Annotated in this window: 28 protein-coding genes, 3 tRNA genes and 1 pseudogene; 24 read left to right on the forward strand and 8 right to left on the reverse strand. The window is 51.2% G+C overall.

Annotated features, from left to right (window positions below; genetic code table 11):
• Nucleotide 1 precedes the first annotated feature (1 nt).
• From QE396_RS02730 to sdiA, 10 genes are all read left to right on the forward strand, one after another.
• The gene (locus tag QE396_RS02730) at nt 2-1,147 is read left to right on the forward strand and encodes an acetyl-CoA carboxylase biotin carboxylase subunit family protein (RefSeq protein ID WP_230682138.1); all 1,146 of its coding nucleotides are present in this window, start codon (nt 2-4) and stop codon (nt 1,145-1,147) included.
• 10 nt (nt 1,148-1,157) lie between these two features.
• Complete coding sequence (locus QE396_RS02735) at nt 1,158-2,273, forward strand: Gfo/Idh/MocA family protein (RefSeq protein ID WP_050595746.1); 1,116 nt, start codon at nt 1,158-1,160, stop codon at nt 2,271-2,273.
• Nucleotides 2,274-2,295: 22 nt separating this feature from the next.
• A complete protein-coding gene (locus QE396_RS02740; RefSeq protein ID WP_047366322.1) occupies nt 2,296-3,423 on the forward strand; it encodes an FkbM family methyltransferase in 1,128 nt (375 codons plus the stop codon).
• 98 nt (nt 3,424-3,521) lie between these two features.
• On the forward strand, nt 3,522-4,241 hold the full coding sequence (locus QE396_RS02745; protein ID WP_014170714.1) for an RNA polymerase sigma factor FliA: 720 nt from the start codon (nt 3,522-3,524) through the stop codon (nt 4,239-4,241).
• Between the two features lie 54 nt (nt 4,242-4,295).
• On the forward strand, nt 4,296-4,847 hold the full coding sequence (gene fliZ / locus QE396_RS02750; RefSeq protein WP_014170713.1) for a flagella biosynthesis regulatory protein FliZ: 552 nt from the start codon (nt 4,296-4,298) through the stop codon (nt 4,845-4,847).
• An 86-nt stretch (nt 4,848-4,933) separates the two neighbouring features.
• A complete protein-coding gene (gene tcyJ / locus QE396_RS02755) occupies nt 4,934-5,734 on the forward strand; it encodes a cystine ABC transporter substrate-binding protein (RefSeq protein WP_020883350.1) in 801 nt (266 codons plus the stop codon).
• Nucleotides 5,735-5,841: 107 nt separating this feature from the next.
• Nucleotides 5,842-6,828, forward strand: a complete 987-nt coding sequence (gene dcyD / locus QE396_RS02760; RefSeq protein ID WP_309949858.1) for a D-cysteine desulfhydrase — start codon at nt 5,842-5,844, stop codon at nt 6,826-6,828.
• Between the two features lie 20 nt (nt 6,829-6,848).
• Nucleotides 6,849-7,517 carry a cystine ABC transporter permease gene (gene tcyL, locus QE396_RS02765; RefSeq protein ID WP_014170710.1) on the forward strand — a complete coding sequence of 223 codons (669 nt, stop codon included), beginning with the start codon at nt 6,849-6,851 and terminating at the stop codon, nt 7,515-7,517.
• The gene (tcyN, locus tag QE396_RS02770; protein WP_014170709.1) at nt 7,514-8,266 is read left to right on the forward strand and encodes an L-cystine ABC transporter ATP-binding protein TcyN; all 753 of its coding nucleotides are present in this window, start codon (nt 7,514-7,516) and stop codon (nt 8,264-8,266) included. Before tcyL ends, tcyN begins: the two co-directional genes overlap by 4 nt.
• A 221-nt stretch (nt 8,267-8,487) precedes the next feature.
• Nucleotides 8,488-9,210: a transcriptional regulator SdiA gene (gene sdiA / locus QE396_RS02775; protein WP_014170708.1), complete on the forward strand. Its 723-nt coding sequence runs from the start codon at nt 8,488-8,490 to the stop codon at nt 9,208-9,210.
• Nucleotides 9,211-9,276: 66 nt separating this feature from the next.
• On the opposite strand, the gene QE396_RS02780 is transcribed toward sdiA, so the two are convergent.
• Nucleotides 9,277-9,501: a DUF2594 family protein gene (locus tag QE396_RS02780; RefSeq protein WP_003859644.1), complete on the reverse strand. Its 225-nt coding sequence runs from the start codon at nt 9,499-9,501 to the stop codon at nt 9,277-9,279.
• A gap of 466 nt (nt 9,502-9,967) precedes the next feature.
• On the opposite strand from QE396_RS02780, the gene uvrY reads away from it, so the two are divergent.
• The 6 genes from uvrY to QE396_RS02810 all read left to right on the forward strand — a co-directional run bounded on the left by uvrY (nt 9,968) and on the right by QE396_RS02810 (nt 13,504).
• Nucleotides 9,968-10,624 carry a UvrY/SirA/GacA family response regulator transcription factor gene (gene uvrY / locus QE396_RS02785; protein WP_013096026.1) on the forward strand — a complete coding sequence of 219 codons (657 nt, stop codon included), beginning with the start codon at nt 9,968-9,970 and terminating at the stop codon, nt 10,622-10,624.
• A complete protein-coding gene (gene uvrC / locus QE396_RS02790) occupies nt 10,621-12,453 on the forward strand; it encodes an excinuclease ABC subunit UvrC (protein ID WP_014170707.1) in 1,833 nt (610 codons plus the stop codon). Before uvrY ends, uvrC begins: the two co-directional genes overlap by 4 nt.
• Nucleotides 12,454-12,509: 56 nt before the next feature.
• Complete coding sequence (gene pgsA / locus QE396_RS02795) at nt 12,510-13,058, forward strand: CDP-diacylglycerol--glycerol-3-phosphate 3-phosphatidyltransferase (RefSeq protein WP_014170706.1); 549 nt, start codon at nt 12,510-12,512, stop codon at nt 13,056-13,058.
• Nucleotides 13,059-13,210: 152 nt separating this feature from the next.
• Nucleotides 13,211-13,286 (forward strand) — tRNA-Gly (locus tag QE396_RS02800).
• A 46-nt stretch (nt 13,287-13,332) separates the two neighbouring features.
• A tRNA-Cys gene (locus tag QE396_RS02805) sits at nt 13,333-13,406 on the forward strand.
• Between the two features lie 11 nt (nt 13,407-13,417).
• Nucleotides 13,418-13,504 (forward strand) — tRNA-Leu (locus QE396_RS02810).
• Between the two features lie 269 nt (nt 13,505-13,773).
• Here QE396_RS02810 and fucO read toward each other — a convergent pair.
• Together fucO and fucA are read right to left on the reverse strand one after the other, a co-directional pair.
• Nucleotides 13,774-14,922 carry a lactaldehyde reductase gene (fucO, locus tag QE396_RS02815; protein WP_047366324.1) on the reverse strand — a complete coding sequence of 383 codons (1,149 nt, stop codon included), beginning with the start codon at nt 14,920-14,922 and terminating at the stop codon, nt 13,774-13,776.
• Between the two features lie 27 nt (nt 14,923-14,949).
• A complete protein-coding gene (fucA, locus tag QE396_RS02820) occupies nt 14,950-15,597 on the reverse strand; it encodes an L-fuculose-phosphate aldolase (RefSeq protein WP_020883353.1) in 648 nt (215 codons plus the stop codon).
• 543 nt (nt 15,598-16,140) lie between these two features.
• On the opposite strand from fucA, the gene fucP reads away from it, so the two are divergent.
• From fucP to fucR, 5 genes are all read left to right on the forward strand, one after another.
• Nucleotides 16,141-17,451, forward strand: a complete 1,311-nt coding sequence (gene fucP / locus QE396_RS02825; protein WP_020883354.1) for an L-fucose:H+ symporter permease — start codon at nt 16,141-16,143, stop codon at nt 17,449-17,451.
• A 30-nt stretch (nt 17,452-17,481) separates the two neighbouring features.
• Nucleotides 17,482-19,257: an L-fucose isomerase gene (fucI, locus tag QE396_RS02830; RefSeq protein ID WP_020883355.1), complete on the forward strand. Its 1,776-nt coding sequence runs from the start codon at nt 17,482-17,484 to the stop codon at nt 19,255-19,257.
• A gap of 102 nt (nt 19,258-19,359) precedes the next feature.
• Entirely contained in the window at nt 19,360-20,778 is a 1,419-nt protein-coding gene (fucK, locus tag QE396_RS02835) for an L-fuculokinase (protein WP_047366325.1), read from the forward strand.
• 1 nt (nt 20,779) lies between these two features.
• Nucleotides 20,780-21,202 carry an L-fucose mutarotase gene (gene fucU / locus QE396_RS02840; protein ID WP_020883358.1) on the forward strand — a complete coding sequence of 141 codons (423 nt, stop codon included), beginning with the start codon at nt 20,780-20,782 and terminating at the stop codon, nt 21,200-21,202.
• Nucleotides 21,203-21,258: 56 nt separating this feature from the next.
• Nucleotides 21,259-21,987, forward strand: coding sequence for an L-fucose operon activator (gene fucR, locus QE396_RS02845; RefSeq protein WP_020883359.1), 729 nt, complete (start codon nt 21,259-21,261; stop codon nt 21,985-21,987).
• 192 nt (nt 21,988-22,179) lie between these two features.
• Here fucR and QE396_RS02850 read toward each other — a convergent pair whose 3' ends face one another.
• Both QE396_RS02850 and QE396_RS02855 read right to left on the reverse strand, forming a co-directional pair.
• A complete protein-coding gene (locus QE396_RS02850) occupies nt 22,180-22,407 on the reverse strand; it encodes a hypothetical protein (RefSeq protein ID WP_014170703.1) in 228 nt (75 codons plus the stop codon).
• Between the two features lie 57 nt (nt 22,408-22,464).
• On the reverse strand, nt 22,465-22,659 hold the full coding sequence (locus QE396_RS02855) for a hypothetical protein (protein ID WP_032669962.1): 195 nt from the start codon (nt 22,657-22,659) through the stop codon (nt 22,465-22,467).
• 131 nt (nt 22,660-22,790) lie between these two features.
• Here QE396_RS02855 and QE396_RS02860 point away from each other — a divergent pair, with 131 nt between their 5' ends.
• On the forward strand, nt 22,791-22,955 hold the full coding sequence (locus QE396_RS02860) for a YnfU family zinc-binding protein (protein WP_214579409.1): 165 nt from the start codon (nt 22,791-22,793) through the stop codon (nt 22,953-22,955).
• A 297-nt stretch (nt 22,956-23,252) separates the two neighbouring features.
• Here QE396_RS02860 and QE396_RS02865 read toward each other — a convergent pair whose 3' ends face one another.
• Nucleotides 23,253-23,471 carry a cold shock domain-containing protein gene (locus QE396_RS02865; RefSeq protein ID WP_014170702.1) on the reverse strand — a complete coding sequence of 73 codons (219 nt, stop codon included), beginning with the start codon at nt 23,469-23,471 and terminating at the stop codon, nt 23,253-23,255.
• 285 nt (nt 23,472-23,756) lie between these two features.
• Between QE396_RS02865 and cspF the strand changes: the two genes are divergently transcribed.
• Entirely contained in the window at nt 23,757-23,969 is a 213-nt protein-coding gene (gene cspF / locus QE396_RS02870; protein ID WP_025203826.1) for a cold shock-like protein CspF, read from the forward strand.
• Between the two features lie 103 nt (nt 23,970-24,072).
• Here the strand turns inward: cspF and QE396_RS02875 are convergent, their stop codons facing one another.
• Nucleotides 24,073-24,789 (reverse strand): ABC transporter ATP-binding protein, encoded by a 717-nt coding sequence (locus tag QE396_RS02875; RefSeq protein WP_014170701.1) that lies wholly within the window; start codon nt 24,787-24,789, stop codon nt 24,073-24,075.
• Nucleotides 24,786-25,478, reverse strand: a pseudogene (locus QE396_RS02880) (ATP-binding cassette domain-containing protein); the annotation flags it as partial. The gene QE396_RS02875 and the pseudogene QE396_RS02880, both read right to left, overlap by 4 nt.
• Nucleotide 25,479: 1 nt before the next feature.
• Between QE396_RS02880 and QE396_RS02885 the strand changes: the two are divergent.
• Nucleotides 25,480-25,692, forward strand: coding sequence for a hypothetical protein (locus QE396_RS02885; protein WP_309949867.1), 213 nt, complete (start codon nt 25,480-25,482; stop codon nt 25,690-25,692).
• Nucleotides 25,693-25,700: the final 8 nt, after the last annotated feature.

The raw sequence follows: 25,700 nt of genomic DNA on the forward strand, positions 1-25,700 counted from the left end.
GATGATCCTTGATGCAGGGTTTGCCTCGTTGCCATTACAGCAGGCCATAAAAGCCGCAGGGTTTCGAACGCTTGCCTGTAGCGGTAAAGCCCAGGATGCAGGGATGAAATATGCCGATGCGACCTGGGCGCAAAATTACGCTGACAGCGAGGCGGTACTGGCCATTGCCCGCCAGGAAAAAATCACGGCGCTGTCGCCTGGTGTGACGGATGTTTCTTATCTTTCTGGCTGCCGCGTGGCGCAGGCGCTGGGCCTTCCCGGCTATGACTCTCCCGAGGTAAGCGATCTCCTTTTCCTCAAGGACCGCTTCAGGAAATGGGCCAGCGAGAAGGGATATCCTATTCCAAAAGCTGCCAGTAACGTGCAGGAGGCGCGTACGATGCCTTTCCCGCTACTGGTAAAACCTGTCGACGCATACAGTGGAAAAGGGATCTCATTGATTCATCAGCCAGATGAGCTTGATGAGGCGGTCAACGTCGCGCGTGCTGCGTCAGCGGGCGGACATTGTGTCATTGAAACGTTCTGCCAGGGGGCGCTGTATAGTCACTCGGCGTTTATTCGTGGGGGGGAAATCACTTGCGAATTTTTTGTCGATGAATATTGCACAGTCTATCCGTGGCAAGTGAACAGCAGCTGTCTGAGTGTCAATCTGACCGAGTCGATGCGTGATCAAATCAGTGAATGTATGCAGGCCATTGTCAGCGACTTAGGCCTTGTCGATGGACTCTTACATACTCAACTTATTGCTGACGAACGGCAATTTTGGCTGATTGAAGTGACACGCCGCTGTCCGGGCGATCTCTATTCGAAATTGATTGAGCTTTCCACGGGCGTCGATTATTGCCGTGAATTTGTTGCGCCTTTCATCGGACAGACAAGTCACCTGGCGCACCGGCGTCCCGCACGTCGGCGCAATATTGCCCGTCATACGGTCTCTTCAACTCATCGAAGCCTTTTCTTCGGGTTTAACTGTGCGCCTCTGCCAGCCAACATCCTTCAGGCGATACCGCTTAAACAACCCGGCGATGAAATCGGCCCTGCGCCAGGGGATCGGGCAGGGTTAATTTTTGCTGAGTTTACCGATCTTGACGCCATGGCAAGCCACACGCCTCAGCTTAAAAACTATTTTTCTTTTTCTTCTTTGTAAGGACCGGACTATGAACAGGCCTCTATCTCTTGGGTTTATTGGCGGAGGGATCAATTCAGCAATTGGTCTGACGCACAAAATTGCCAGTCAAATGGACGGCCATTTCGAGTTGGTGACGGGATGTTTTAGCCGCGATAAAACGCTTAGCAAACAGACGGGGCTGGCATGGGGACTAAAGGATGAAGCCATTTATACGAATGCGGCGACCCTGCTGGAAGAGCAGCACGCACAAATGGATGCCGTTGTCATCCTGACGCCGACCCCGGCCCATCGTGAAATTATTCTGGCCTGTCTTGAATACGGTCTTCCGGTTATCAGTGAAAAAGCCATGGTCGCCAGTGTGACGGATGCGCGCGATATCGCCCAGCGCGTGGCAGACATCAATGGACAACTCTACGTCACCTATAACTATACCGGCTATCCGATGGTACGCGAATTGCGTGAACGGTTACGTCGCGGTGAACTGGGGAGCATTCAGCATGTCATGGTGGAAATGCCTCAGGAAGGATTTATTCGCAGCCGGGAAGATGGCAGTGTGGCTCAGCCTCAGGAATGGCGTCGCGTTGATGGTGACATCCCGACCGTTTCCCTCGACCTTGGGGTCCATGTGCATCAACTGGTGGAGTTTCTGACGGATAAACGTGCCGAGGATGTCTATGCGATTAACAGCACGTTTGCGCGCGTCCCGAATGTTGTCGATACGGTGAATCTGGTTTCCCGTTACGACGACGATATGGTGTGTAATTACTGGTACGGCAAAGCGGCGCTGGGTTACCGAAATGGTTTGCGGATACGAATTTATGGTTCTGAAGGCAGCGCAGAATGGTTGCAAATGGAGCCTGAGTATCTCCATCTTGCTGATGTACATGGGAATATTCGCTTGATCGACCGAACAGCCGGAGACAATACGGTGGCCAACCAGCCCCGCTATTGCCGCTTCAAAGCAGGGCATCCTGCCGGATTCATTGAGGCATTTGCAAACTATTACGCCGATATTGCCGCCAGTTTACGTGGTGAACCTACGGGATACAGCCTCAGTTGCGATACGGCCGTCCGTGGGCTGGAATTTCTCGAAAAAGCGCAGCAGAGCGCACTGACGTCTGCCAAAGTCGAATTATTACGTTAATAACGGTTGTGCTGAGGACTATATGACATTACTGGAACAGTTACAGGGTTACGATAACGCCTTTTTTGAGAGCATCAACTCAATGCAAGCCAATGGGCTCCCGATTGTGCTTTATGGGGCAGGCTGTCTGGGGCAGATGACGGCAGAATTTATGTTCCGGGAAAACATGCCGCTCCATAAAGTCGCACTTAACAGAAAATATATTACAGAAGGGATGAGCTTCCACGGTCTCCCGGTTGTGGCAATCGAAGATCTCCTTGAACAACCCGGTGAATTCAACTGTATCGTGGCGTTGCAGTATGTTAGTGACGCGATGCAGGCAGAACTTCGGCAGGGGGGCGCCAATGTGCTTGTATTTGATCCTGCTTTTATCGGCGTCAGCACAACTCTCTGGTATACCCCGTCATTTTGTGATGAACATAAGGACCTTCTTGAACATCTGTACGCGAGCCTGGAAGACGATCGTTCGCGGGAAACGCTGGTCGCATTTCTTAAACAGCGTTTAAGTGCTACCCGTGGCTATTACCAGGCGGTATACGAACCGGTACATTATTTCCCGTCAGATATTGTCCGCCTGCAGGATAACGAAGTGTTTATTGATTGCGGGGCCTACAATGGCGATAGCATTGGGGCGTTTATGCAAGAAGTGGCCCGTCAGCAGGTCGCGCAGCCAGAAAGCGTTATTGGCTTTGAGCCTGATGCCAGTAATTATGCTCAACTTTGTGAAAATACGCGCCAGTGGCCATTTTGTCAGCCAGTGCAAAAGGGCGTATGGGATGAAAACACCGTTCTCTCTTTTCAGTCGGGAAATGCACTTTCTTCACGCCTGATGGAACAAAGCACCAACACGGTGACCATTGAACTGGATAGCATCGATAATATCCTGCAGGGGCGCAAAGCCACCTTTATTAAAATGGATGTCGAAGGCGCTGAACTAAAAGCCTTGCAGGGCGCTGCAAGCACGATTCAGGACTGGAAACCTTTACTGGCAATAAGTCTTTACCATAAGCCGGAAGATCTCCTGACAATTCCTCAATATATTGCCTCTCTCAGTGCTGATTATGTGTTTTATCTGCGCGGACATCACCCTGAACTGGCCTTCGAACTGGTTTTATATGCTGTGCCTAAGTCACGGTATATAAAGAAATAGGCAAATAACCCCCCATTTTACCCACTATTCATCCAATTGAACGCCCTGCAGAATCGGATAATCATGCCGATAACTCAACTAACGCAGGGCTGTTTATCGTGAATTCACTCTATACCGCTGAAGGTGTAATGGATAAACACTCGCTGTGGCAGCGTTATGTCCCACTGGTGCGTCACGAAGCATTGCGCCTCCAGGTGCGTTTGCCGGCGAGCGTGGAACTTGACGATCTGCTACAGGCGGGCGGTATCGGGTTATTGAATGCAGTTGACCGATACGACGCTCTGCAAGGAACGGCATTTACGACTTACGCAGTTCAGCGTATTCGTGGTGCGATGCTGGATGAGCTGCGCAGCCGCGACTGGGTGCCGCGCAGTGTTCGCCGCAACGCGCGCGAAGTGGCGCATGCGATGGGGCAGCTGGAACAGGAACTGGGACGTAACGCTACGGAAACAGAAGTGGCGGAACGTCTTGGCATTGCTGTTGAAGAGTATCGTCAGATGTTGCTCGATACCAATAATAGCCAACTCTTCTCTTATGACGAGTGGCGAGAAGAGCATGGCGATAGCATCGAGCTGGTGACGGATGAGCATCAGCAAGAAAACCCGTTACACCATTTAATGGAAGGTAATTTACGCCAGCGCGTAATGGAAGCGATTGAGGCTTTACCTGAGCGCGAACAGCTGGTGTTGACCCTCTATTATCAGGAAGAGCTTAATCTCAAAGAGATTGGCGCTGTTCTGGAAGTGGGAGAGTCTCGGGTGAGCCAGTTGCACAGCCAGGCCATTAAACGTTTACGCACAAAGCTGGGTAAGTTATAGGTGATTGATTCACCTGAAAAATGCCGCACAACGTATTGACAACCAGGAGTTATCATGACGGTGCAGCAATCTAAAAGACGGCCTTTAAGCCGCTACCTGAAAGACTTTAAACACAGCCAGACGCATTGCGCCCACTGTAACAAGTTACTCGATCGTATCACGCTGGTTCGTCGAGGCGAAATCGTTAATAAGATCGCGATTTCACGCCTCGACACGTTGATGGATGAAGCAGCATGGCTCGAAGAACAAAAAGAGTGGGTGGCGCTTTGCCGTTTCTGCGGTGATCTCCACTGCAAAGAGCAAAGCGACTTCTTCGACATTATCGGCTTCAAACAATTCCTGTTTGAACAAACGGAGATGAGCCACGGAACCGTACGCGAATATGTCGTCCGCCTGCGCCGTCTCGGACAACATCTCACCGTGAACAACATCTCCCGCGATCTGCTGAAGACCGGCTATCTGGATGAGAATCTTGAGCCGTGGCTGCCTGCGACCAGCACCAACAACTACCGCATTGCGCTGCGCAAGTATGCACAATATAAGGTACAAATGCCGGGTGTGATAAAGCAGAAAGCCCACGCTGGAACAACTTCTGATATATATTAAAAAAGAATAAGATGTAGCGCAGTCGCCTTTGACCTTGCAGGTGATTTCTCTACACTACTCAAAAATTCCACTATATCGGGGTATTTATGAAATTAGCACTTCTGGGTCGTCAGGCGCTGATGGGTGTAATGGCAGTCGCGCTGGTCGCGGGTATGAGCGTGAAAACGTTCGCCGCAGAAAATCTGCTGAATAAAGTGAAAGAGCGCGGTACGCTGCTGGTCGGGCTGGAAGGAACCTATCCTCCGTTCAGCTTCCAGGGCGATGACGGTAAACTCACCGGTTTTGAAGTGGAATTTGCACAGGAACTGGCGAAACACCTTGGCGTGAAAGCCTCCATCAAACCGACCAAATGGGACGGTATGCTGGCGTCGCTGGATTCCAAACGTATTGATGTGGTGATTAACCAGGTGACCATTTCTGACGAGCGTAAGAAGAAGTATGACTTCTCCACGCCGTACACCGTGTCCGGTATCCAGGCGCTGGTGAAGAAAGGTAACGAAGGCACCATCAAAACGGCCGCTGACCTGAAAGGCAAAAAAGTCGGTGTCGGTCTGGGAACCAACTATGAAGAGTGGCTGCGCCAGAACGTTCAGGGTGTGGATATCCGCACTTACGATGATGACCCGACAAAATACCAGGATCTCCGCGTAGGTCGTATTGATGCAATTCTGGTTGACCGTCTGGCCGCGCTGGATCTGGTGAAGAAAACCAACAATACCCTGGCGGTAGCCGGTGATGCGTTCTCTCGTCAGGAATCCGGTGTAGCCGTTCGTAAAGGCAACGACGACCTGGTTAAAGCGATTGACTCCGCGATTGCTGACATGCAAAAAGACGGCAGCCTGAAAGCCCTTTCTGAGAAGTGGTTCGGGGCAGACGTCACGAAATAAGTCTTTGACGTTAAAAAAAGGCGCTTTTAAAAGCGCCTTTTTTATTTCTTACGCGTCTGCGTGCATAATGAAAAATATCACCTTGAGTCTGTGTTACCGGAGAACCCATGTCACTACAGAATTTAACGCGCTTTCCCCGCCTGGAGTTTATCGGCGCGCCGACTCCGCTGGAGTATCTGCCGCGATTTTCTGACTATTTAGGACGCGATATTTTTATTAAGCGCGATGACGTAACGCCGATGGCGATGGGGGGCAATAAGCTGCGTAAGCTGGAGTTTCTGGCCGCTGACGCCCTGCGTGAAGGCGCGGATACGCTCATTACCGCAGGTGCCATTCAGTCTAACCATGTCCGCCAGACCGCCGCGGTGGCCGCAAAGCTGGGTCTCCACTGTGTGGCATTGCTGGAAAACCCAATTGGAACGCAAGCAGAAAACTATCTGACTAACGGCAACCGTCTGCTGCTGGATCTGTTTAACGTACAAGTCGAAATGGTCGAGGCATTAACCGACCCGACCGCACAACTTGATGAACTGGCGACGCGTCTGGAAGCGCAGGGTTTTCGTCCCTACGTTATTCCTGTCGGCGGCTCGAATGCGCTGGGCGCGCTGGGGTATGTGGAAAGTGCGCTGGAGATTGCCCAGCAATGCGAGGGAGCGGTCAGCCTCTCTTCTGTCGTTGTTGCTTCCGGCAGTGCAGGTACCCACGCAGGGCTGGCCGTAGGCCTGGAGCAATTATTACCCGATGTCGAGCTTATTGGCGTGACGGTATCGCGTAGCGTCGCGTACCAGAAGCCGAAAGTGGTCACCTTACAACAGGCGGTGGCAGAGCAACTGGCGTTGAAGGCAACGGCTGATATCCAGCTCTGGGACGACTATTTTGCACCAGGCTACGGCACGCCTAATGAAGAGGGGATGGACGCGGTGAAATTGCTGGCGCGCCTCGAGGGTATACTGCTTGATCCCGTGTATACGGGCAAAGCGATGGCCGGTCTTATCGATGGCATTGAACAGAAGCGCTTTAAGGATGAAGGGCCGATTTTGTTTGTTCACACCGGCGGGGCACCTGCGCTGTTTGCCTACCATCCTCATGTCTAAAATCAGGTCGAAAAATAATAATGCAAGAAAGTATTCAACTGGTTATTGATTCCCTGCCGTACCTGCTTAAAGGTGCGGTATTTACGTTACAGCTCAGTATTGGCGGGATGTTCTTCGGTCTGGTACTCGGGTTTGTGCTGGCCTTAATGCGTATGTCACCCGTCTTACCAGTACGCTGGGTGGCGCGTTTTTATATCTCCGTGTTTCGCGGCACGCCGCTTATCGCGCAGCTCTTTATGATCTACTACGGTTTACCGCAGTTTGGTATTGAGCTGGATCCGATCCCGGCGGCGATGATTGGTTTGTCGCTCAATACGGCGGCATACACCTCTGAAACGCTGCGTGCGGCAATCTCGTCCATTGATAAAGGGCAGTGGGAAGCGGCGGCCAGTATCGGTATGACGCCCTGGCAAACGCTGCGCAGAGCCATTCTGCCTCAGGCGGCGCGTGTGGCGCTTCCGCCGCTCAGCAACAGCTTTATCAGCCTGGTGAAAGACACGTCGCTGGCGGCCACCATTCAGGTACCGGAACTGTTCCGTCAGGCGCAGCTTATTACCTCGCGCACCCTGGAAGTGTTCACCATGTATCTGGCGGCCTCGCTGATTTACTGGGTAATGGCGACGGTGTTATCCGCCTTGCAAAACTATTTCGAAAACCAGCTTAACCGCCAGGAGCGTGATCCAAAATGAGTGCTATCGACGTTAAAAACCTGGTGAAAAAATTCCACGGTCAAACGGTGCTCCACGGGATTGATCTGGAGGTTGAGCAGGGTGAAGTGGTCGCCATTATCGGCCCGAGTGGTTCCGGGAAAACAACGCTGCTGCGCAGCATCAACCTGCTTGAACAGCCTGAAGAAGGCACGATTCGGGTGGGGAATATTACGATTGATACCGGCAAATCCATCAGCCAGCAAAAAGGTCTGATTCGCCAGTTGCGCCAGCATGTGGGCTTTGTTTTCCAGAACTTCAATCTCTTCCCACACCGGACGGTGCTGGAGAACATCATTGAAGGCCCGGTCATTGTAAAAGGGGAAGCCAAAGAGGACGCGACGGTTCGCGCGCGCGAGTTGCTCGCAAAAGTCGGGCTGGCCGGTAAAGAAACCAGCTACCCGCGCCGCCTGTCAGGCGGTCAGCAGCAGCGTGTGGCGATTGCCCGCGCGCTGGCGATGCGCCCGGATGTGATCCTCTTTGATGAACCGACCTCTGCGCTCGACCCTGAGCTGGTGGGCGAGGTGCTGAACACCATACGCCAGCTGGCACAGGAGAAACGCACAATGGTTATCGTTACCCACGAGATGAGCTTCGCTCGTGACGTGGCGGACCGCGCCATTTTCATGGATCAGGGAAGGATCGTGGAGCAGGGGCCGGCAAAACACTTATTTGCCAACCCACAGCAGCCGCGAACCCGTCAGTTCCTTGAAAAATTCCTTATGCAGTAGAATTTTTGCACTAATTTGCTCCAGAAAATTCATCTGGGGCAAATTATTCTCCCCCTGCGCCCGACACCGTGTTTTTTTATTCCGCTCAGGCCCAATAAACCTTATCAAACGTAAAGTTAATTGTGCTGTTGCCGATATTTTGTAGTTAGAAATAAGTTTTATGTGTTAGGTTATATTCACCATAATAATGAATATCATTTCAGAGGCTTCATTTAGTAAGTATGAAGGATTCAGACTTTTTCACCTGGCGACGGGAATGCTCCCTCCGGTTTCAGAAATTGACCTGTGCCGACGAGGTATATCAGGAACTTCAGCGACAAACTCAGGCGCTAGAATTCGATTATTACGCACTCTGCGTACGCCATCCCGTGCCTTTTACGCGGCCTAAGATTTCTGTGCATACCACTTATCCGCCACAGTGGCAGGCGCAATATCAGTCGAAGAATTATTTCGCCATTGACCCGGTGTTAAAACCGGAGAATTTCATCCAGGGGCATTTACCCTGGACTGACGAATTATTCGCGGATGCTGAGGAATTATGGCATAGCGCACGGGAGCACGGCTTACGTACAGGAATAACGCAGTGTCTGATGCTGCCGAATCATGCTCTCGGTTTTCTGTCGGTTTCTCGTACTAGCATGCTGGAGAGCCCGTTAGACCACGAGGAAATAGAGCTGCGGTTACAACTGCTGGTGCAAGTGGCCTTAACATCGTTGATTCGATTTGAAGATGAGATGGTGATGCCGCCTGAGATGAAATTCAGCAAACGTGAACGGGAAATTCTTAAATGGACCGCAGAAGGGAAGACCTCGGCGGAAATTGCGATCATTCTCTCCATCTCAGAGAATACGGTTAACTTTCATCAGAAGAATATGCAGAAAAAATTCAATGCGCCTAACAAGACGCAGATCGCGTGTTACGCGGCGGCGACCGGGCTTATTTGAGTAGAGAGTACGTTCTGCGTGTCAGACGAGGCAACGGCTGAATGCACCGCATCCAGCCGTTTTTTATTACTGGCGGTAGGCTTGTTTAATTTGCTTAACAGTGTTGGCAAATACCGCGGATTCAGCCTGGTCTTCCATCTGCGCGATTTGTTTTTCCATTTTAATGATCACACGACCGGCGTCAGCCTGGCCCATCGCCTGTAGCATCAGCGTTAGCAGCGATTTCAGGCAGTTTACTTCCTGTGCCAGTTCCTGGTTATTCTCCGCAGTGGCAAATTCAGGTGTGCTCATTTATTTTCCTCATTATAAAACGGCGCTCGTGCGCGACGATGAAAGTCAAGGCGGCGGAGTATACCACAAGGCGCAGCAAAAAATGCAGCGGTTGTTTTTCGTACTTTTACACTGGATGTTTATTTGCGTAAACAACGCGTGCCGCTAAACTGTACGGCGTTAATAGCGACGAATTGTTTATACCCGGTTCGCTTGCCGTTAATTATTGTTACAAAAATTTAAGAACTGTTTTTTTACGGACTCAGGCGACAGGTTTTTTGTAACTTTTTGAATACAGATGCTTAAAAAAAGCTGCACAAGCCCTGGTGGCGCGGGCTCTCTTTCCACGTTCTGTACAGCCTAATTTCCAAAAACGAGAGCGAAATCGAATAGCCGATTTTTTAACGTTTTAATCTTGTGAGGAAAACCGTTAATATAAACCAAATTATCACTCAGTAGCGTTATCCCTATTCTGGAGACATTTCCTTTGATCAACGTCCTTCTTGTTGATGACCACGAACTGGTGCGCGCAGGGATACGACGCATTCTTGAAGATATAAAAGGTATTAAAGTTGCTGGTGAGGCTTGTTGCGGCGAAGATGCCGTAAAATGGTGCCGCACTAATTCGGCCGATGTGGTGTTGATGGATATGAACATGCCCGGTATCGGTGGTCTTGAAGCAACCCGCAAAATCGCGCGTACCTTTGTTGATACAAAAGTCATCATGCTGACCGTGCATACTGAAAACCCGCTGCCCGCGAAAGTGATGCAGGCGGGCGCTGCCGGTTACCTGAGTAAAGGTGCCGCGCCGCAGGAAGTTGTCAATGCTATCCGTTCCGTGTTTGCCGGACAGCGTTACATTGCTTCCGACATTGCTCAGCAGATGGCCCTGAGTCAGATCGAACCCGAGAAAACGGAATCGCCGTTTGCCAGTTTGTCCGAGCGTGAATTGCAGATTATGCTGATGATCACCAAAGGTCAGAAGGTAAATGAGATCTCGGAACAGCTGAATCTTAGCCCGAAAACGGTGAACAGCTATCGTTATCGCATGTTCAGCAAACTGAACATTCATGGTGATGTTGAACTGACTCATCTGGCCATCCGGCATGGTTTATGTAATGCGGAGACGTTGTTAAGTCAGTGAGTGATGTGTTCGATTCAAAAGCATTTCTGAAAACCGTAACCAGCCAGCCTGGCGTCTATCGTATGTATGACGCTGGCGGTACGGTTATCTACGTGGGGAAAGCGAAAGATCTCAAAAAGCGCCTCTCCAGCTATTTTCGCAGTAACCTTGCCTCCCGCAAGACCGAAGCACTGGTCGCACTCATACAGAATATTGATGTTACCGTCACGCATACCGAGACGGAGGCGCTGCTGCTTGAGCATAACTATATTAAGCTCTATCAGCCGCGCTACAACGTGCTGTTACGCGATGATAAATCCTATCCGTTCATCTTCCTGAGTGGCGATACGCACCCCCGGCTTGCTATGCACCGCGGTGCAAAACATGCCAAGGGTGAATATTTCGGCCCGTTTCCCAACGGCTATGCCGTACGTGAGACGCTGGCGCTGCTGCAAAAAATCTTCCCTGTTCGCCAGTGTGAAAACAGTGTCTATCGCAATCGCTCACGCCCGTGTCTGCAGTACCAGATTGGCCGCTGTCTGGGGCCATGCGTTGCCGGGCTGGTGAGTGAAGACGAGTATGCGCAGCAGGTCGAGTATGTGCGCCTGTTTTTAGCCGGGAAAGACGATCAGGTATTAACGCAGCTGATCGCCCGGATGGAGAAAGCCAGTGCAGCGCTGGAGTTCGAAGAGGCCGCGCGGATCCGCGACCAAATCCAGGCGGTGCGCAGAGTCACTGAGAAACAGTTCGTCTCGAACACCGGTGACGATCTCGACGTGATCGGTGTTGCCTTTGACGCCGGCATGGCCTGCGTGCATGTGCTGTTTATTCGTCAGGGTAAAGTGCTCGGGAGCCGCAGCTATTTCCCGAAAGTGCCGGGAGGGACGGAGCTGGGTGAGGTGGTTGAAACCTTCGTCGGCCAGTTCTATCTGCAGGGGAGTCAGATGCGCACGCTGCCATCGGAGATCCTGCTTGATTTCAATCTCGATGATAAAACGCTGCTGGCGGATTCGCTGTCAGAACTGGCTGGTCGTCGGGTTAACGTGCAGACCAAACCGCGCGGTGACCGCGCGCGTTACCTGAAACTTGCCCGGACCAACGCGGCGACGGCGCTTACCACAAAACTGTCCCAGCAATCGACGGTCCACCAGCGTTTAACGGCACTGGCTACGCTCCTGAAGCTGCCGGAGGTTAAACGGATGGAGTGCTTCGACATCAGCCACACGATGGGCGAGCAGACCGTGGCCTCCTGCGTGGTGTTTGATGCTAACGGCCCGCTGCGCGCGGAATATCGTCGCTATAACATCACCGGGATCACGCCGGGTGATGACTATGCCGCCATGAACCAGGTGCTGCGCCGTCGCTACGGTAAAGCCATCGAAGAGAGCAAAATCCCGGATGTGATACTGATTGACGGCGGGAAAGGGCAGCTCGGGCAGGCGAAAGCGGTCTTTGACTCACTTGATGTGAGCTGGGATAAAAACCATCCGTTGCTGCTGGGTGTGGCAAAAGGGGCCGATCGTAAAGCCGGTCTGGAGACGCTCTTCTTCGAACCGGAAGGGGAGGGCTTCAGCCTGCCGCCGGATTCTCCGGCACTGCATGTTATCCAGCATATCCGCGATGAGTCACACGATCATGCTATCAGCGGGCACCGGAAGAAACGGGCGAAGGTAAAAAACACCAGTACGCTTGAGACCATCGAAGGCGTCGGGCCAAAACGCAGGCAGATGTTGCTTAAATATATGGGCGGATTGCAAGGATTACTCAATGCCAGCATGGAGGAAATTGCAAAAGTGCCGGGTATTTCGCAAGCGCTGGCAGAAAAGATCTACTACTCGTTGAAACATTGAGGGCTCTGTAGCAACATAGAGCTAAATTTTACTGACAACAAACAGTTACCGTCATTATGCAATTTAATATCCCTACGTTGCTCACACTTTTTCGCGTTGTGCTTATCCCGTTCTTTGTACTGGCGTTTTACCTGCCAGTCGTCTGGGCCCCTTTTGCCTGTGCACTGATTTTCCTGGTGGCTGCGGTTACGGACTGGTTTGACGGTTATCTGGCACGCCGCTGGAACCAAAGCACCCGCTTCGGTGCCTTCCTCGACCCGGTCGCCGATAAGGTCATGGTCGCTATCGCGATGGTGCTGGTGGCTGAGCACTACCACACGTGGTGGGTAACGCTGCCTGCAGCAACCATGATTGGCCGTGAGATCATCATCTCTGCGCTGCGTGAGTGGATGGCGGAGCTGGGTAAGCGCAGTAGCGTCGCGGTATCGTGGATTGGTAAAGTGAAAACCACCGCGCAAATGGCCTCGCTGGTCTGGATGCTCTGGCGTCCAAACGCCTGGGTTGAGTGGGCGGGGATTGGGCTGCTGTGGGTTGCTGCGGTACTGACGCTGTGGTCTATGCTGCAATATTTAAACGCTGCCCGCGGCGATTTGCTTGATCAGTGATCGTTTCGACGTAATTTTCAGCAAACGATCCGGGGATGCAAAAAATAACGTTGACTCATACCGTCATATCAGTAGAATGCAACGCATCGAACGGCGGCACAGCTAGCCGGACGATAATGAAATCAAGTGGTTAGAAGTTAACTTGATGACATGCGGGAATAGCTCAGTTGGTAGAGCACGACCTTGCCAAGGTCGGGGTCGCGAGTTCGAGTCTCGTTTCCCGCTCCAGATTAAAGACATGCGCAATAGCGGGTGTCGTGCAAAAAAGTTTTACGGCGCGTTAGCAAAGCGGTTATGTAGCGGATTGCAAATCCGTCTAGTCCGGTTCGACTCCGGAACGCGCCTCCACTTTCTTCCCTGGCCGGATGGTGGAATCGGTAGACACAAGGGATTTAAAATCCCTCGGCGTTCGCGCTGTGTGGGTTCAAGTCCCACTCCGGCTACCATGGGAAAAAGCAGAATAATCAAAGCAATAAGCAGTGTCGTGAAACCACCGAAAGGTGGTTTTTTTGTGCCTGTTTTTCGCCGTATACCATAGTTTCACCCTTCAACTTCGCCACAATAAGAGGGCAATCATGCCCAACAATGGCCATTAGCGATAGGATCTGTCGGCGTCGGTCGTCAGCTGCGAAATCACGGTTTTAAATACTGATGGCACTGTCTCTCTGCGTCACCCGGCCCAGAAGGGGCCTCTAAACCGGGTAACGCAGTCGCACTACCAGGCGGTATGGTACAGCTCGCTAATATCTGCCAGGCTCGCTTCCCGTGGGTTGCCGGCAGTACAGACATCATCATATGCCGCCTGGGCGAGCATCGGGATATCTTCTTTTTGTACTCCAGCCTCACGCAGATGGAGCGGGATCCCCACATCGTGATTAAGCCTGAAGACGGCATCCACGGCAGCATTGCGCGCGTCTGCAAGGCTCAGCCCTTCAACCTTCACGCCCATCGCCCGTGCAATATCGCGGAATTTATCGCCGGTAAAGTCAGCGTTGTAACGCATGATATGAGGCAGCAAAATGGCATTCGCCACGCCGTGCGGTGTGTCATAAAAAGCACCCAGCGGGTGCGCCATACCGTGAACCAGCCCCAGGCCAACGTTGGAAAAGCCCATGCCGGCAACATACTGGCCCAGCGCCATCGCCTCGACGGCATCTCGATCGCCCTTGACTGAATCGCGCAGTGCGCCGGCAATAATCTCAATCGCCTTGATGTGTAGCGCATCGGTCAAGGCCCATGCACCCCGGGTAATATACCCTTCAATCGCATGAGTCAGTGCATCAACGCCGGTTGCTGCTTTCAGCACTGGCGGCATACCGTCCATCATATCTGCATCGATAAAAGCGACCTGCGGAATGTCGTGCGGATCGACGCAAACAAATTTACGCCGCTTCTCTTCATCAGTGATTACGTAGTTAATGGTCACTTCAGCCGCTGTTCCGGCTGTAGTGGGAATGGCCAGAACGGGTACGCTGGGGTTACGGGTTGGGGACAGGCCTTCAAGGCTACGAACATCCTTAAACGCCGGGTTATTGCTGATAATACCGATTGCCTTACAGGTATCCTGAGGCGAGCCGCCCCCGATAGCGATAAGGTAATCTGCGCCGCTGTTCTGAAAAACACCCAGCCCTTCCTGTACTATTCCGATTGTCGGGTTAGGAAGCACGCCGAAGTATATTTCCCAGGCCAACCCCGCTTCGTCCAGCTTATCCGTGACCTTCGCCACCACGCCACACTGTATCAGCGTCCTGTCGGTGACAATCAGCGCTTTTTGATAGCCGCGACGCTTTACCTCATCGCAAAGCATCCCTGTCGCGCCCCGGCCAAACCAGGCCGTTTCGTTCAAAATCATTCTTTTCGCCATGGCATTTCTCCTGTTTGCTATGCGATGTCATTCTTCAATGCGCAGTCCGTAGGTTTTGAATTTTTCCAGCACAATGGCGATAGCATCGTCATCCAGTACCGGGACCGGATCCGTTATTGCCAGCGTGCAAAGGTACAGTTGTGCCAGTACTTCAACTTCATGCGCCAGCCACAGGGCTTTTTCCAGATTTGCTTCACAGGCAATTAAGCCGTGGTGCTGTAACAGGGTTGCTTTGCGGTTCCTGAGGGCAAAGGCGACATAGTCGGACAGTTCGCGTGTCCCAAATGTGGCATATGGCGCGCAGGGTATGGAATTACCGCCTGCGGCGGCAATCATGTAATGAATGGCCGGGATAGGGCGGTTAAGAATAGACACGGCGGTACAGTGCACCGCATGGTTATGCACCACCGCCTGCGCATCCGGGCGCGTCTGGTAGGCGGCCATATGGAAACGCCACTCGCTGGAAGGCAGTTTGCCCTGTTCATGCTGACCGTCGGCATCAATATAAACGATGTGTGACTCCGTCAGTTTTTCATAGGGGATCCCCGTTGGCGTTATCAATATCCCGTCCTGATAGCGCACGCTGACGTTGCCAGCCGTGCCCTGATTTAGCCCCAGGCGGGTCATTTCCAGGCAGGTATCAATAATCTGCCGCGCCAGTCTATTTCGTTCCATTTGTTACCTCTCTTGATGATCTAAAGCACCAGCAGAACAAGCCTGTTGTCCTGATGAATTAACCGTATATTTGCGCACCATCTTTATAGGGAATAACGCTAAAAAAAATCCGGTGGTTTCACTTTGTGATCACCGTCAATTAATAGTCTGGAATTGATCCTTATTCAATTAATTCATTTCGGTAAAAATGACCGATTCAGAAGATTTTTATTCAAACAGTCGTTTTGATGATTTTTACCGTGAAAATGCCCGTTTTCGGAGTAATGCATTAAATCGGTCACTGGGGTTGTGGTTTTTCATGTTTATTTTCCCCGATGGGGGTTGTTTTTATTAAATTTAAAGTGATAACGATCACATAAAGATATCGCGTTGCCGTTAAATGTGATTGTCATCATATTCGCCCCCCTTTTTTACATGAAAATGCATTCACGAGATCATTCCGATCGCCAGATTCGCGCCAGTAAGAGTAAAGCACCTTTTTATTTTTACCGTCTGGCAAGAAAGGAAAGTCACATTCTGACGCTTCTGACTAACGAGGGTGTTATGGGAAATACAACAATACCAACGCAGAGTTTTCGTGCGGTCAATGCCGGGCAAGCCCAGCGTTACATTATTCCTTTCGCGTTACTCTGCTCACTGTTTTTTCTTTGGGCAGTCGCTAATAACCTGAATGACATTTTACTCCCCCAGTTTCAGCAAGCCTTTACCCTGACAAACTTCCAGGCTGGCCTGATACAATCTGCGTTCTATTTCGGCTACTTTGTCATTCCAGTTCCTGCCGGGATACTAATGAAAAAACTCAGCTATAAGGCAGGTATTATTACCGGGTTGTTTTTATATGCCATTGGTGCTGCATTATTCTGGCCTGCGGCTGAGTTAATGAATTATACATTGTTTCTTGTCGGTCTTTTTATTATAGCGGCGGGGTTAGGTTGCCTTGAAACTGGTGCTAACCCCTTTGTGACAGTGCTGGGGCCAGAGAGTGGTGGTCATTTCCGTCTTAATCTGGCGCAAACTTTTAATTCTTTTGGCGCGATTATTGCCGTTGTGTTTGGACAAAGCCTAATTTTGTCTAACGTGCCCCATCACTCTCAGTCGGTACTCGATAAAATGACGCCAGAACAGCTAAGCATTTATAAGCATAGCCTGGTGTTATCCGTACAAACGCCTTATATGATTATCGTGGCAATTGTATTGTTGGTCGCCCTGCTGATTATGTTGACCAAATTTCCGGTCCTTCAGAGCGATAATCACGTCGACGGCACACAAAGCACATTTTCTGCCTCTCTTTCCCGTCTGGTCCGTATTCGCCACTGGCGCTGGGCGGTGCTGGCGCAGTTTTGCTATGTCGGCGCGCAAACTGCCTGCTGGAGCTACCTGATCCGGTACGCTATTGAAGAGATCCCCGGCATGACGCCAGGTTTCGCCGCCAACTACCTGACCGGCACCATGGTGTGCTTCTTCATCGGTCGCTTTACCGGTACATGGCTAATCAGCCGCTTCGCACCGCATAAAGTACTGGCCGCTTATGCCCTGCTTGCCATGGTGCTATGCCTGGTCTCCGCCGTATTCGGCGGCCATTTCGGCCTACTGGCGCTAACACTGTGCAGTGCATTTATGTCTATTCAGTACCCAACCATTTTCTCCCTTGGGATTAAGAACCTGGGTCAGGACACCAAATACGGCTCGTCATTCATCGTCATGACCATTATCGGCGGCGGGATTGTGACGCCGGTCATGGGCTTTGTCAGCGATGCTGCAGGCAATATCCCAACAGCAGAACTGGTTCCGGCAGTGTGTTTTGCCGTCATCTTCATCTTTGCCCGTTTCCGTTCGCAAGCGGCAACGAATTAAACCTGTATCCGAAAACGTGAGGGATCTGTCATGAAAAAAATCAGCTTACCGAAAATAGGTATCCGTCCGGTGATTGATGGTCGTCGTATGGGGGTTCGTGAGTCTCTGGAGGAGCAAACCCTGAATATGGCCAACGCCACCGCCGCGCTGCTCACTGAAAAGCTTCGTCACCCCAACGGCGAGCAAATTGAATGCGTCATTGCTGACGGTTGCATTGCGGGGATGGCCGAATCTGCCGCCTGTGAAGAAAAATTCAGCAGCCAGAACGTCGGCGTGACCATCACCGTGACGCCGTGCTGGTGCTACGGGAGCGAAACGATCGATATGGACCCCATGCGTCCGAAAGCCATCTGGGGTTTTAACGGGACTGAACGTCCGGGTGCCGTTTATCTGGCCGCCGCGCTGGCTGCACACAGCCAGAAAGGGATTCCGGCATTCTCTATTTATGGTCATGATGTCCAGGACGCCGACGACACCTCGATTCCCGAAGATGTTGAGGAAAAACTGCTGCGCTTTGCGCGTGCCGGTTTAGCCGTCGCCAGTATGAAAGGGAAAAGCTATCTCTCCATTGGGGGGGTGTCGATGGGGATTGCCGGTTCCATCGTCGACCCTAACTTCTTCGAATCCTGGCTGGGGATGAAGGTACAGGCAGTTGATATGACTGAACTGCGCCGCCGCATTGATCAGAAAATCTTCGATGAAACCGAACTGGAAATGGCGCTGGCCTGGGCGGACAAAAACTTCCGCTACGGCGAAGACCAGAACGCGCAGCAGTATAAGCGTAACGAAGCGCAAAACCGTGAGGTGCTGAAAGAGAGCCTGCTGATGGCGATGTGTATCCGCGACATGATGCAGGGCAACCCAGCACTGGCGGAAAAAGGGCGGGTGGAAGAATCGCTGGGCTACAACGCCATTGCGGCAGGCTTCCAGGGCCAGCGTCACTGGACCGATCAATACCCGAACGGCGATACCGCCGAAGCATTGCTTAACAGTTCCTTTGACTGGAATGGCGTGCGTGAACCCTTTGTCGTCGCGACCGAAAATGACAGCCTCAACGGCGTCGCGATGCTAATGGGCCACCAGTTGACCGGCACAGCACAGGTGTTCGCCGACGTGCGCACCTACTGGTCTCCAGACGCGGTAGCGCGCGTGACCGGTCAACCGCTCAGCGGTCTGGCTGAGAAGGGTATTATCCACCTGATCAACTCCGGCTCTGCGGCTCTCGATGGCTCATGCAAACAGCGCGGCAGCGATGGCAAGCCAACGATGAAACCATTCTGGGACATTAGCCAGCAGGAGGTTGATGCCTGCCTGGCGGCCACCGAATGGTGTCCGGCAATACATGAATATTTCCGCGGCGGCGGTTTCTCTTCTCGCTTCCTGACGGAAGGCGGCGTGCCGTTCACTATGACCCGCGTGAATATCATCAAAGGTCTTGGCCCGGTTCTGCAGATTGCAGAAGGCTGGAGCGTGGAACTGCCGAAAGAGATGCACGATCAGCTTGACGCCCGTACCAACTCAACCTGGCCGACCACCTGGTTTGCACCACGTCTGACGGGTAAAGGTCCCTTTACCGACGTTTATTCAGTGATGGCGAACTGGGGGGCAAACCATGGCGTGCTGACCATCGGCCACGTCGGCGCAGACTTCATCACCCTGGCATCAATGCTGCGAATTCCGGTCTGCATGCATAACGTGGAAGAGTCGAAGGTCTATCGTCCTTCCGCCTGGGCTGCGCACGGCATGGATAGCGAAGGCCAGGATTACCGCGCCTGTCAAAACTATGGCCCGCTGTACAAACGTTGAGTAAACGTTTTTGCCCGGTAGCGTATGTTTACCGGGCCTGTAAAACACCGAATTGCAGGCCGGATAAGCGACATGTTAGCCGGCGACGTTTCAGGAGTTGCTATGAAACAAGAGGTTATTCTGGTTCTCGACTGCGGAGCGACCAATATCCGGGCCATTGCCGTTGACCGGCAGGGCAAAATTATCGCCCGTGCCGCTACGGCAAATGCCAGCGACATCGCCATAGAAAATAGCGCCTGGCACCAGTGGTCTCTCGATGCCATTATGCAACGCTTCGCGGACTGTTGCCGCTCGCTGAAGACGAGTCTGGCAAACTGCCACGTTCGCGGCGTCACGGTGACCACCTTCGGCGTTGATGGCGCGCTGGTCGATGAGCACGGCAGGCTACTCTACCCAATCATCAGCTGGAAATGCCCACGCACCGCCGAAGTGATGAAAAATATTGGCCGCTTGCTGTCACCTCAGCGGCTTCAGGACATTTCCGGCGTGGGGGCATTTGGCTTCAATACACTGTATAAGCTGGTGTGGCTAAAAGAAAATCACCTGCAGCTGTTGGAACAGGCACACGCCTGGCTGTTTATCTCGTCGCTGATTAACCACCGTCTGACCGGCGAATTCACCACCGACGTTACTATGGCAGGGACCAGCCAGATGCTGGATATTCAACAGCGCGATTTCAGCCATGAAATTTTGCAGGCGGCGGGTTTGCCGCGTCGGCTCTTCCCACGTCTGGTGGAAGCCGGTGAGCTCGTCGGTAAATTACAGTCTGATGCTGCCCAATGGCTTGACCTACCCGCCGGTATCCCGGTGATTTCCGCCGGACACGATACCCAGTTTGCGCTGTTTGGTGCAGGTGCCGCGGCGGATGAACCCGTCCTCTCCTCGGGAACATGGGAGATCCTGATGGTGCGCAGTGCGCAGGTCAACACGCCGCTGCTCAGTCGCTACGTCGGTTCTACCTGCGAACTGGATAGCCAGCCAGGGCTGTATAACCCTGGCATGCAGTGGCTGGCATCGGGCGTACTTGAATGGGTACGTAAACTGCTTTGGACCGAAGAGACGCCCTGGCAAACGCTGATTGAGACAGCCCGCCGCATACCCATGGGGTCCGAAGGGGTGAAAATGCACTGTGATCTCCTCGGCTGTCAGCATGCAGGCTGGGAGGGCGTCACACTCAACACCACACGCGGTCATTTTTATCGCGCTGCGCTGGAGGGCCTCACCGGGCAGCTGGCGCAGAATCTGCGCACGCTGGAAAAGATTGGTCACTTCAACGCGACTGAACTGCTGCTGGTCGGCGGTGGCAGCCGTAACATGCTGTGGAACCAGATCAAAGCCAATATGCTCGGCATCCCCATCAAGGTACTTGATGATGCAGAAACCACTGTCGCGGGGGCAGCCCTGTTTGGCTGGTACGGGGTCGGAGAATTTACGAGCCCGGAACACGCCAGAGCGCAGATGCATTATCAGTACCGCTACTTCTTTCCGGAAACCGAATCTGCACCGATCGAGGGAGTTTGAGATGTTAAAAACGATTTCACCGTTAATATCACCTGAACTACTGAAAGTCCTGGCCGAAATGGGCCACGGCGATGAGATTATTTTTTCTGATGCCCATTTCCCCGCCCACAGTATGGGGCCGCAGGTTATACGCGCCGATGGGCTAAAGGTCAGCGAATTGCTGCATGCGATTATCCCGCTGTTTGAGCTCGACAGCTACGCGCCGCCACTGGTGATGATGGCTGCGGTTGAGGGTGACTCCCTCGATCCCCGTGTTGAGGCTCGCTATCGCGATGCGCTTTCACGTCAGGCACCCTGTCCTGCAATTACCCGCATTGACCGCTATGCGTTTTACGCACGTGCCAAAAAATCCTTTGCGATCGTTGTCACAGGGGAGTGTGCTAAATACGGGAATATTCTTTTAAAAAAGGGGGTAACGCCGTAATCTCATGCCGGTGCGCCCGCCAGCGCGGGCGTATATCGAATGATGGGTGAGAAAAAATGAAAGAGGCACGTCAGCAAACGATAATCGACCTGTTGATTCAGCATCATAGTCTGACGACGGACGTTTTATCCACCCAGCTTAACGTCAGTAAAGAGACCATTCGCCGGGATCTCAGCGAACTGCAGGCGCAGGGAAAAGTGCTGCGCAACCACGGGCGGGCGAAATATATTCACCGGGAAAACCAGGACAGCGGCGATCCTTTTCATATTCGCCTTAAGAGCCACTTCACGCATAAAGCGGATATCGCCAGAGAAGCGCTGGAGTGGATTGAAGTCGGGATGGTCATTGCTCTGGATGCCAGCTCAACCTGTTGGTATCTTGCGCGTCAACTGCCTGACATCGATATTCAGGTCTTTACTAACAGTCACCCCATCTGCCTGGAACTGGGCAAACGTGAACAGATTCAACTTATTAGCTCCGGCGGTAAACTCGAGCGTAAGTATGGCTGCTACGTTAACCCCTCGTTGATTTCACAACTCAAACTGCTGGACATCGACCTGTTTATCTTCTCCTGCGAAGGGATAGACAGTCATGGAGGGTTATGGGATTCCAACAGGGTCAACGCTGGCTTCAAATCGCTGCTACTCAAGCGCGCTTCTCAGTCTTTATTGTTGATAGATAAGAGTAAGTTTAATCGTTCAGGGGAGGCCAGAATTGGGCACCTGGATGAGGTAACGCATATTGTGTCTGACACACAACTGAATGAATCAGGGCTGAGACAATAAGCCACCTGACACATCATGACGCAATTAAGTCTATTAGGGATGTGTTTGTTCGCGATAGCGTTAACGTATTATTCATTCCGTATTAGGTTTTTAACGCGGGGGAGGGTACACAAAAGATGTTAGCAGCACAAATAAGAAGGGGATTACCCTTAAATAAGGGCATCTACAAGAACAGCCATACATTCAGAATAATTATAAATATTTCTTAGCCGCATCCAGAATTTCCTGAGAAGTCAGCTCCCTGTCCGACGCCACATAAACCACTTCATGATCGCCGGTCAGAGAAGGAAAACCTGCGGACATTATCTGCAGGTTTATCGCTTCACCATTCGGATATTCCTGCCGTATGGATGTAATACCCTTAAGCACGGTGACAACATTGCTCGGTTTACCATTGAAAAAGACGATGACTTTCTTCATATCTCACCTTGTTGGTCGTTATCTGCTTAAGCACCTTCTCTGTGAAGGCGAGGGGGATCAGGACGGCGCGAAAATTTTTGTCTGGCTGTCAGGTCTGTCTGCGAATGTCATCGTCGATTTGCAGAAAATGCATTTAGCGCCATACGGATTTTTTTCAGACACATCAAAAATCGACGTTCTGTATTGGGAGCCATGACAACATGGGCATCTGAAGTGAATATTTAAGTTGATATCATTTACCTTTTTTAACATTAGCGGTATTTAATTTTCGAAAAAACGTTGCATTTGTACTTTCTTTGGTTTTTGCAATCATTCGGAAATAAAAGCAAGCAATCATCTTCGTGAACGTGTATGGTGACAGTCGTTTAAATCAGGAGATGCCTATGTCAGGACGTAAAAATACACAATTCCGTCGCAATTACTTAGTTAAATGTCCATGTCCAAACTGTTCAAAAGACTCTGAGCATAGTTTCAGCCGTGTACAAAAAGGGGCTCAACTTGTCTGCCCACACTGCAGCACTCTTTTCAAAACCGCTCAAAAATTCTAAAAATGCATTTGCCAGATGATGAATTTGCGTCTTTACAGACGATCTCATTTGGCAAAGCAACATTGAAGAAGTGATGCTTTTGGAGGTTGCCTGACCTCTTACGCACTTTGATATTTTACAAGCAGCTCGCTTCTGCTTTAAGACTCTTCGTGCAGCAGACCTGCACTTCATCACATCGGTCAGCACACTCTTTCTACGAGAAAAATATGCTGACCTGTTGCTCAGAAAAAGCCTTCTAATCCAGGACCCGTCTACTCAGGAAAAATCCATCATCGTGATCGCGGGTCCGTGATAACTTTATCTATCGCAAAGTATTACGCTTGCAGCAGCAGGGCCTTTTTCGCCACTCTGGATAGCAAATTCGACCTTCTGGCCTTCAAAGAGAGTTTTAAAATCATCGCCCTGCAGAGCAGAAAAGTGCACAAACACATCTTTGCTGCCATCGACAGGAGAGATAAAACCGAAACCTTTATCTTCGTTAAACCACTTAACCAAACCTATAATTCTTGAAGACATGCAGACTCCTTGTGAGTATTTGAAATGCTAAGAAACGTATAATATTAAACGTATGGACTCAAAAGGAGGGGATATCAGCGATAGCGCCTGGTTATGAGGACTGCCGGGTAAAATTTTTTACGCTCGTGTGTGGATTAAACCAACGACTTCATTAATGCATGAGGCGGGAGAATTAGCAATTTTTATTTTAGCCTTCCGGAAGGCTCACATAAAAAGTGTCACACTGCATTAGCTTAAAATTAATTTATGTGTATAGTTAATGCATGTTTTCTAAGAGGATCTTATTTGTCTCGTAAAATGACAGGAATTGTCAAAAGTTTTGATATGCACAGTGGTAAAGGCCTAATCATCCCTTCAGATGGTCGAAAGGACGTTTTTCTCCACATTTCAGCCTTTAATAACAACGAAAAAGAAACGCTCCTTCCCGGGATTCGCGTTGAGTTCTGTCGCATCAACGGACTCAGCGGACCGATGGCCGCAAATGTCTATCTTTCATAAATAATCAGCGAAGATGTTAATAGCGGTATATTGAAACATCCGCGTCGCATCGCCTGACATATATTTACATTTATGCGCGACATGAGTATGACACGCGTATGAATTACACTCCGCCTAAATAGGCTTTTCTTACCTCCTGGTTTCCCAGCAACTCCTCGCCGCTGCCGCTGAGGCGAATTTGCCCGTTGACCATGACGTAGCCACGGTCAGAAAGCTTCAGAGCATGATGCGCATTTTGCTCTACCAGAAAAATGGTCATGCCGTTGCGAGCCAGCTCGCGCAGCGTCTGGAAGATCTGCTTAACCACTATGGGCGCCAGACCCAGGCTGGGTTCATCCAGCAGTAGCAGTTTAGGGCGGCTCATTAGCGCGCGGGCGATGGCAAGCATTTGCTGTTCTCCGCCGGACATGGTCATGGCTCGCTGTTTACGGCGTTCTTTGAGGCGCGGGAACAACTCAAACATGCTCTGCATATCGTCGGCGGCAAATTGATTGCCGACAGGAATGGTCCCCATCAGCAGGTTCTCTTCAACCGTCATATCCGGAAAAATACGCCGCCCCTCGGGTGCCTGCGCTATGCCGCCGGAGGCCACATAGTGGGTAGATTTATGGCTGATGTCTTCGCCGCAAAACAGGATTTGCCCGTTACGAATACGCGGCTGGCCAAAAATAGACATCAGCAATGTCGATTTACCCGCGCCATTCGCGCCGATAAGCGCCACCGTTTCCCCTTTATGCACTTCGAGGGATACCTGCTTCAGCGCCTGAATCACGCCATAGAACACATCCACCTCGCGAAATGCCAGCAGCGGCTCATTCATAGAGTGACCTCGCTTTCATCGGTGCCCAGATAGGCGGCAATCACCTTTTCGTCATGCTGGATCTGCTCAGGTTTCCCCCGGGCAATCACATCGCCATGGTCGAGCACAATAATGTCGTCCGATATTTCCATCACCATCCCCATGTCGTGCTCAATCAGTAATACCGTTATGCCGTGGTTGTCGCGCAGAAAACGAATAATGTTACTCAGCTTATGTGTCTCTACCGGGTTCAGCCCGGCGGCGGGTTCATCCAGACAGATCATTTCCGGGCCGGTGCACATGGCCCGCGCGATCTCCAGACGCCGCTGTTGGCCGTACGACATCTCGCCCGCCAGGCGGTTGGCGCACTCCACAAGATCGACCACCTCCAGCCAGTAAAAGGCCCTGTCCAGCGCGTCGTTTTCCGCCCGTCGGTACGCTGGCGTATTGAATACGCCAGCCAGCAGGTTGCGATTGACGCGCATGTGCTGGGCCACGAGCAGGTTTTCCACGACCGACATCTCGCGAAAAAGACGAATATTTTGAAAGGTGCGCGCAAGTCCGGCGCGGTTCACCAGGTGAGTGCCGCCGAACATTTTGTAGAACAGGCGTTGCCCAAACTGCGCAGGGTGGATCCAGTCTCCTGGCTGGAATTTTTGCCCGAGGATCTGAATGACGTTGGTCGTCTTATTGCGCGTATTAAAGAAAATAATGAAGAGAAGAAAATATAAAAAGAAAGAAAGAAAAAAAAAAAAAAAAAAAAAAAAAAAAAAAAGAAAAAAAAGAAAAAAAAAAAAAAAAAAAAAAAGAAAAAAAAAAAAAAAAATAAAAAAAAAAAGAAAAAAAAAAAAAATAAAAAAAAAAAAAAAAAAAAAAAAAAAAAAAAAAAAAAAAAAAAAAAAAAAAAGAAATAGAAAAGAGTAAAAAAAAGA

It is taken from the genome of Enterobacter sp. SORGH_AS_0287, from assembly GCF_031453695.1.
Classification (GTDB): Bacteria; Pseudomonadota; Gammaproteobacteria; order Enterobacterales; family Enterobacteriaceae; genus Enterobacter; species Enterobacter ludwigii.

Coding starts and splice junctions, on each gene's coding strand:
- QE396_RS02730 (WP_230682138.1), top strand. CDS start 2: ATGATCCTTGATGCAGGGTTTGCCTCGTTGCCATTACAGCAGGCCATA.
- QE396_RS02735 (WP_050595746.1), top strand. CDS start 1,158: ATGAACAGGCCTCTATCTCTTGGGTTTATTGGCGGAGGGATCAATTCA.
- QE396_RS02740 (WP_047366322.1), top strand. CDS start 2,296: ATGACATTACTGGAACAGTTACAGGGTTACGATAACGCCTTTTTTGAG.
- fliZ (WP_014170713.1), top strand. CDS start 4,296: ATGACGGTGCAGCAATCTAAAAGACGGCCTTTAAGCCGCTACCTGAAA.
- tcyJ (WP_020883350.1), top strand. CDS start 4,934: ATGAAATTAGCACTTCTGGGTCGTCAGGCGCTGATGGGTGTAATGGCA.
- dcyD (WP_309949858.1), top strand. CDS start 5,842: ATGTCACTACAGAATTTAACGCGCTTTCCCCGCCTGGAGTTTATCGGC.
- tcyL (WP_014170710.1), top strand. CDS start 6,849: ATGCAAGAAAGTATTCAACTGGTTATTGATTCCCTGCCGTACCTGCTT.
- tcyN (WP_014170709.1), top strand. CDS start 7,514: ATGAGTGCTATCGACGTTAAAAACCTGGTGAAAAAATTCCACGGTCAA.
- sdiA (WP_014170708.1), top strand. CDS start 8,488: ATGAAGGATTCAGACTTTTTCACCTGGCGACGGGAATGCTCCCTCCGG.
- QE396_RS02780 (WP_003859644.1), bottom strand. CDS start 9,501: ATGAGCACACCTGAATTTGCCACTGCGGAGAATAACCAGGAACTGGCA.
- pgsA (WP_014170706.1), top strand. CDS start 12,510: ATGCAATTTAATATCCCTACGTTGCTCACACTTTTTCGCGTTGTGCTT.
- fucO (WP_047366324.1), bottom strand. CDS start 14,922: ATGGCGAAAAGAATGATTTTGAACGAAACGGCCTGGTTTGGCCGGGGC.
- fucA (WP_020883353.1), bottom strand. CDS start 15,597: ATGGAACGAAATAGACTGGCGCGGCAGATTATTGATACCTGCCTGGAA.
- fucP (WP_020883354.1), top strand. CDS start 16,141: ATGGGAAATACAACAATACCAACGCAGAGTTTTCGTGCGGTCAATGCC.
- fucI (WP_020883355.1), top strand. CDS start 17,482: ATGAAAAAAATCAGCTTACCGAAAATAGGTATCCGTCCGGTGATTGAT.
- fucK (WP_047366325.1), top strand. CDS start 19,360: ATGAAACAAGAGGTTATTCTGGTTCTCGACTGCGGAGCGACCAATATC.
- fucU (WP_020883358.1), top strand. CDS start 20,780: ATGTTAAAAACGATTTCACCGTTAATATCACCTGAACTACTGAAAGTC.
- fucR (WP_020883359.1), top strand. CDS start 21,259: ATGAAAGAGGCACGTCAGCAAACGATAATCGACCTGTTGATTCAGCAT.
- QE396_RS02850 (WP_014170703.1), bottom strand. CDS start 22,407: ATGAAGAAAGTCATCGTCTTTTTCAATGGTAAACCGAGCAATGTTGTC.
- QE396_RS02855 (WP_032669962.1), bottom strand. CDS start 22,659: ATGTTAAAAAAGGTAAATGATATCAACTTAAATATTCACTTCAGATGC.
- QE396_RS02860 (WP_214579409.1), top strand. CDS start 22,791: ATGTCAGGACGTAAAAATACACAATTCCGTCGCAATTACTTAGTTAAA.
- QE396_RS02865 (WP_014170702.1), bottom strand. CDS start 23,471: ATGTCTTCAAGAATTATAGGTTTGGTTAAGTGGTTTAACGAAGATAAA.
- QE396_RS02875 (WP_014170701.1), bottom strand. CDS start 24,789: ATGAATGAGCCGCTGCTGGCATTTCGCGAGGTGGATGTGTTCTATGGC.
- QE396_RS02885 (WP_309949867.1), top strand. CDS start 25,480: ATGAAGAGAAGAAAATATAAAAAGAAAGAAAGAAAAAAAAAAAAAAAA.